The 5,528-nt window shown below is 56.2% G+C and carries 6 protein-coding genes; all 6 read left to right on the plus strand.

The features are described 5' to 3' along the window. Nucleotides 1–224: 224 nt before the first annotated feature. Nucleotides 225–665 carry a hypothetical protein gene (locus tag OPU71_RS20935; protein WP_267730038.1) on the plus strand — a complete coding sequence of 147 codons (441 nt, stop codon included), beginning with the start codon at nt 225–227 and terminating at the stop codon, nt 663–665. Nucleotides 666–2,215: 1,550 nt separating this feature from the next. Further along, nucleotides 2,216–2,536, plus strand: coding sequence for a hypothetical protein (locus OPU71_RS20940; RefSeq protein WP_267730040.1), 321 nt, complete (start codon nt 2,216–2,218; stop codon nt 2,534–2,536). Between the two features lie 95 nt (nt 2,537–2,631). Then, nucleotides 2,632–3,084, plus strand: coding sequence for a macro domain-containing protein (locus tag OPU71_RS20945; RefSeq protein WP_267730041.1), 453 nt, complete (start codon nt 2,632–2,634; stop codon nt 3,082–3,084). Between the two features lie 91 nt (nt 3,085–3,175). Further along, a complete protein-coding gene (locus OPU71_RS20950) occupies nt 3,176–3,709 on the plus strand; it encodes a GNAT family N-acetyltransferase (RefSeq protein WP_267730043.1) in 534 nt (177 codons plus the stop codon). A 90-nt stretch (nt 3,710–3,799) separates the two neighbouring features. Beyond that, nucleotides 3,800–4,213 carry a hypothetical protein gene (locus tag OPU71_RS20955; protein ID WP_267730044.1) on the plus strand — a complete coding sequence of 138 codons (414 nt, stop codon included), beginning with the start codon at nt 3,800–3,802 and terminating at the stop codon, nt 4,211–4,213. A 110-nt stretch (nt 4,214–4,323) separates the two neighbouring features. After that, on the plus strand, nt 4,324–5,016 hold the full coding sequence (locus OPU71_RS20960; RefSeq protein ID WP_267730046.1) for a hypothetical protein: 693 nt from the start codon (nt 4,324–4,326) through the stop codon (nt 5,014–5,016). Nucleotides 5,017–5,528: the final 512 nt, after the last annotated feature.

The raw sequence follows: 5,528 nt of genomic DNA on the forward strand, positions 1-5,528 counted from the left end.
ATCGCCGTTCAAATTTCAACGCTGCCGCTAACAAGTCCGTCAACGGGACGCCAAACTGCTACGCAGTTTGGTGCCCTACGCTGCGCTCCGGCGCCCGTTACGTCCAACGTTAGCTCATTATGCGAATGCGTACGCCATCTATCGCGTTGCTATTGCTTGTCTGTGCTCCGCACGTCGGGGCGAGTAACTGCGCAGAACTCTTTCGCGAGCATCGGGAAGCGGACATGAAATTGTCCTACGAGCTGTTCGACCAAACCGACCAATCCGGATTTCGTGTTCTCGCCGCTCAGGGGTGCAACTCCGAGGCGGCCGATCTAATATCCGAGTACATCAAGGCCACTGGATCAACACGTTCTTCACTGCGGTGGCACATTGCGCAGTTGCGCGCAACCGCAGGCGACTATCCGACAGCAATAGAATTCGCAAAGTTAAGCCTTTCTCCCGCAGAAGACTTCTCCCTTAACGCGCTGCGCTGGAACGACTATGTGCTAGCCACGATTGGATACTTGGAGCGGGACAAGAACGGCCTTCTTGCACACCGAGCAAACGTTGAGGCCGCGCGTACCTTGCACTTCGGAAATGAGCTAAACCTAAAACTCTTGAACGCCCTCGTCGAGCACTATGATCGTGACTATAAATACGCGACGAGCCACATCAGCGACTGAGCTAACCAGTCCGTCAACGGGACGCCAAACTGCTGCGCAGTTTGGTTCCCTCCGCTGCGCTCCGGCGCCCGTTACGTCCAACGTTAGCGTCAATGCTGAAAGCGTCCGAATTTGAAACGTGTGTTGGCTTTGCAATCGAGGCCAAGGTTCCCGTGCTGCGCTTGTACCGTTTCGGTTCGGGGATCAATTCCTGCACGGCAGTTGGGCGCCACGCTCGGTTATCGTTTCTGCTGTGGTCGCGGGTTTTCCCCGCAACGTTTCGCTTTCTCAATGCCTTGCACTTCGGGCCTGCGCTGCATGAATCGCCGTTCAAATTTCAACGCTGCCGCTAACAAGTCCGTCAACTGGACGCCAAACTGCTACGCAGTTTGGTGCCCTCCGCTGCGCTCCGGCGCCCGTTACGTCCAACGTTAGCGTCAATGCTGAAAGCGTCCGAACTTGAAACGTGCGTTGGCTTTGCAATCGTGGCCACGGTTCCATTGCTGCGCTTGTACCGTTTCGGTTCGGGGGCCAATTCCTGCACGGCAGTCGGGCGCCACGCTCGGTTATCGTTTCCGTCGTGGTCGGGGGTTTTCCCCGGAACCGTTTCGCTTTCTCAAACGAATTTACTTCGAGCCTGCGCTGCATGAATCGCCGTTCAAATTTCACCGCTGCCGCTAACAGGTCCGTCAACGGGACGCCAAACTGCTGCGCAGTTTGGTGCCCTCCGCTGCGCTCCGGCGCCCGTTACGTCCAACGTTAGCGTCAATGCTGAAAGCGTCCGAAATTGAAATGTGGTTGGGTTGTGCGGGCGTGGCCAACGTTCCCGTGCAGCGCTTGTACCGTTTCGGGTCGGGGGCCAATTCCTGCACGGCAGTTGGGCGCCACGGTAAGTTATCGTTTCCGAAGTGGTCGCGCGTTTTCCCCGCTACCGTTTCGGTTTCTCAAAACAATGCACTTCGGGCCAGCTCAGCATGAATCGCCGTTCAAGTTTCACCGCTGCCGCTAACAAGTCCGTCAACGGGACACCCAAATGCTGCGCATTTGGGTTCCCTCCGCTGCGCTCCGGCGCCCGTTACGTCCAACGTTAGCCCCGTGTTTATTCATTCGAAATTCCTGCTGGCAATTGTTGCGTCGCTGCCCCGGCGCCATTCGCTTTGCGGGGCACCGCAGGTTTTCGGTGTTTCGGCGGGCAATGTCGCAGTGAGGCCTTCACTTGCTCAATCGTCGCGGGCTTCGAACGCGGCGCCTGCGAGCACTGGCCGTTGTTTTTGCGCTTGCGCGTTTGACGGCTCGGCTTCGCTCGAAAGGCTCTTCGGTGTTTTACCGGGCGAAGTGGGCGGCGATTTTTCGGCTTTCGCTAGTGCGGGCGCCGGTGCAGGCACGGTTCGGGTTTCTCTTGGTCGGCTTGCCCTGGCAGGCCGTTCGGTTTTTCAATCGGTCACTGGTCCCGCGGCTAACACTGCGGTCAACGGGACACCAAACTGCTTCGCAGTTTGGTCCCCTTCGCTGCGCTCCGGTGCCCGTTACCTCCAACGTTAGATTTCTTTCCTTAACCTCCCGCTAACACTATGAACGCTATCGATTTTCGCGAGTTGCCCTTCTCATCCAAGGCATCAATCTGCTGGTCATTTTTGTGGCGCGGGCTCGCGATCACAATCGCATCTTCGCTCGCAGGTGCGCTGCTTGGGGGCATCGCCGGTGCACTACTGGGGTTCGCCCTAAACATGTCTGGCGTCCCGCAATCATCTGCTATGAGCCTGATACAAATCGTTGGCGGCCTCCTTGGTTTGGCGTGCGGGGTTTTCTTTCTTTCGGTGTACGTGCGGTGGCTACTCTCGGCACAACTTGGCAAGTTCAAGCTGCTGCTGGTCAATGCCGCCGAAATCTAACATTGCAGTCAACCGGACACCCAAACTGCTGCGCAGTTTGGGTTCCCTCCGCTGGCGCTCCGGTGCCGGTTACTTTCAACGTTAGAGCGCAAGACATGAATGTTGTCACCGGAAATCTCCTAGATCTTGCGGTCAATGGGCACTTTGACGTCCTGATCCACGGCTGTAACTGCCAATGCACAATGGGTGCGGGAATTGCCAAGCAAATCAAACAGCGATTTCCTGCTGCCTTCGAGGCCGATTTGAGGACCAGTGCGGGAGCTCAAAAGCTGGGAACTATCAGTTTCGCGACGGTTACCGCCCAGAGCCACTCGTTCACTATCGTCAACGGCTACACACAAGTGCATTGGCGCGGCAACGGGGTAAAGGTTGACTACGAGGCTGTCAGGTCTGTCATGCGCCACGTCAAAAGTCAGTTCGCTGGTTCGCGTATTGGCTATCCGCGGCTTGGTGCAGGTTTGGCCGGTGGAGATTGGGAACGTATCGCACATATCATCGCCGAAGAGTTAGCAGGCGAAAACCACACGCTTGTCGAGTATGCGCTCTAACAAGTCAGTCAACGGGACACCCAAATGCTGCGCATTTGGGTACCCTCGGCTACGCCTCGGTGCCCGTTACTTCCAACGTTAGGCATCACAAATGACGCTTGCCCTACAGTCACTCATATACGAGCCGCTCAGCGAAGAGCACGCCATCGAGTTACACGACGATTTTCTCGATGAGCGGCTCTATCATTTCATTCCCGAGGGCCCGCCAAGGTCGCTCGAAGCATTGCAGCGCGAGTACGCGGAATTCAATGCTGGCGCTCCAGCCGGCTGCGGTGAAGTCTGGTTGAATTGGGCAATTCGCGATAGCGCCTCCGGCACTTGTGTAGGAACGCTTCAAGCAACACGCTTTGCCGATGGTTTGCTTTGGGTCGGGTACAAGATCGTTCCGTCGGCATGGGGCAAGGGAATCGCAAGCTCCGCGCTATCCTGGCTAACGGGCGAGCTTTTGACAAAGTTCAATGGCCAGCCCCTCTTGGCTGCAGTCGATACCCGTAACTTCTCATCCATCCGCGTTCTCGAGAAGTGCCAGTTCAAACTGCAACGCAAAGAGCCCGCTGAACTTCACGGGAAGCAAACCGAGGACTTCATCTTCCAATACACGGGGTTTCAAGACCGTGCTGCCTAACCCTGCGCTCAACCGGACTGCCGAAATGCTGCGCATTTCGGTGCCCTCCGCCTTCGGCTCCGGCAGCCGGTTAGCTCCACGTTAGGTCCCATGGAATCTGCCCGCCTGCTCACGGACACGGCCCGACGCCTGATTGTTGCTATCGCATTGAGCCTTGCGCCCTCAGGAGTTGCATTGGCTCATGAGCCCGAAATCCACTTACGCTTTTCCGACGTCGAGTCGCTTACGAAATGGATGGCATCGCGATACCCTGCGCACGACATACAACGGCAACAGCTTGGGCCGGTGCAGGTATATTCGGCGTATGGCGGCTATGGCTCCGGCATTGCCCGCGTGGACTCCTATTTCTATGTGTGCGAGGCGACTGCCTGCCAGCTTTTGGGCCTAAAGCTTGGAACGCTGGGATCGGAGATGACGGAACCGGCGAACGTCACTATCAGTGGCTCGCGCCTGATAATCGAGTCTCCGAACAACTATCGCTTTGAGCTCCCGCTCTCTCCATGAGTATCGGCGCGCGCAACCTAACATGGCAGTCAACCGGACACCCAAATGCTGCGCATTTGGGTTCCCTTCGCTAGCGCTCCGGTGCCGGTTACTTCTACGTTAGGCCTCATATGCGCGCGCTCGCCTTAATCGCGTTTCTTATACTCGCGCTATCACCAATCGACGAATCGGCGGCGGATGTTCCCGAGCCGATCGCGACTCTGGCAAAGCAGTTCCAAGGGAAGAGCCCTAACGAAGTGCTGGCTCTAATTGGTAAGCGCTTCGGCCCCTACCATCGGAACACTGGGTCGGGGCTTTCAATCCCTGAATGGGAAGTATTCGGGGGAGTGCTGACCTTCCATCCCCTTACTGGCCCGTTCTTCTACGATCCAAGAACGAATAAGGTCACAGGACTAATTCCAACTCATAACGCTGTTCGCGAAAATCTATTGCAGAGTTACGAGATGACCTCGAACGCGGACAAACATGGAACCAAGTATTGGCTGGGCAACCTAGAGTTCCCAACCAGTGCGACGTACCGGTTTACCAAGAGTGGGCTAGAAGTAGATGCAAGGAACTTCTTCATCACCTACACAACAGGAACCGTCGCCGTTACCTTGGCAAATGGTATAACCGACGAAACACTTCTTGAATCGCTCAGCGGCAGTTTTCCGATTGCTCAGCTCGCCTTTACTTCTTCCGATGGCAAAGAAAAAGCGACCTATACGATAGTGAGCTCTGAGCAAGAACGGGGACTAAGCTTCGTTGGAGCAACAGATGTAGGTTTCATTTTGGACACGTCCTGGGTGAATTTTTGGAAATGAAAGCGTTTCGGTGGCTGAAGTGAGGCCTAACCCTACGGTCAAGGCCGCGCCCTTCGGTCGCTGGACGCTGCGCGATAAAGCGCCGCGCAGCGCCCCTTACCTTCTACGTTAGAGCTTTATGCCCAGGAACCTTTTGCTCGTGTCAACCGCTGTCGGCGCCTTGGGCTCGGCGCTAATCGTGGCCACAGCGTTCCTAATCGTCGGGGGCTCTATGGTTGGAGCGCTTATATTTTTCACCGCACCATCGGCCTATCTAATTGGCACTCTCGTACCAACAGAGTTTTGGTATTCGGTGGTCCCAGAAGGCGGTGGACCGGCAGCAATTCTTTTGTTTGCTGCCGCGGCTTGGTTTCAGCTCACAGCTATCCTTGGTTTTGTCACATATGGATTGCTTCGCATCTGGAGGCAAAAAATTGCCTATGCCCACGCCTCGCTCTAACAAGTCTCTAAGGGACTTCCCGTCAACCGGGCGTTGTTGAAGCCGGCCGTCAGGCCGGTTTTGCTTTTCAGGT

Origin of the sequence: Niveibacterium sp. 24ML, from assembly GCF_026586805.1 — a bacterium.
GTDB lineage: Bacteria > Pseudomonadota > Gammaproteobacteria > Burkholderiales > Rhodocyclaceae > Niveibacterium.

Coding starts and splice junctions, on each gene's coding strand:
- OPU71_RS20935 (WP_267730038.1), top strand. CDS start 225: ATGAAATTGTCCTACGAGCTGTTCGACCAAACCGACCAATCCGGATTT.
- OPU71_RS20940 (WP_267730040.1), top strand. CDS start 2,216: ATGAACGCTATCGATTTTCGCGAGTTGCCCTTCTCATCCAAGGCATCA.
- OPU71_RS20945 (WP_267730041.1), top strand. CDS start 2,632: ATGAATGTTGTCACCGGAAATCTCCTAGATCTTGCGGTCAATGGGCAC.
- OPU71_RS20950 (WP_267730043.1), top strand. CDS start 3,176: ATGACGCTTGCCCTACAGTCACTCATATACGAGCCGCTCAGCGAAGAG.
- OPU71_RS20955 (WP_267730044.1), top strand. CDS start 3,800: ATGGAATCTGCCCGCCTGCTCACGGACACGGCCCGACGCCTGATTGTT.
- OPU71_RS20960 (WP_267730046.1), top strand. CDS start 4,324: ATGCGCGCGCTCGCCTTAATCGCGTTTCTTATACTCGCGCTATCACCA.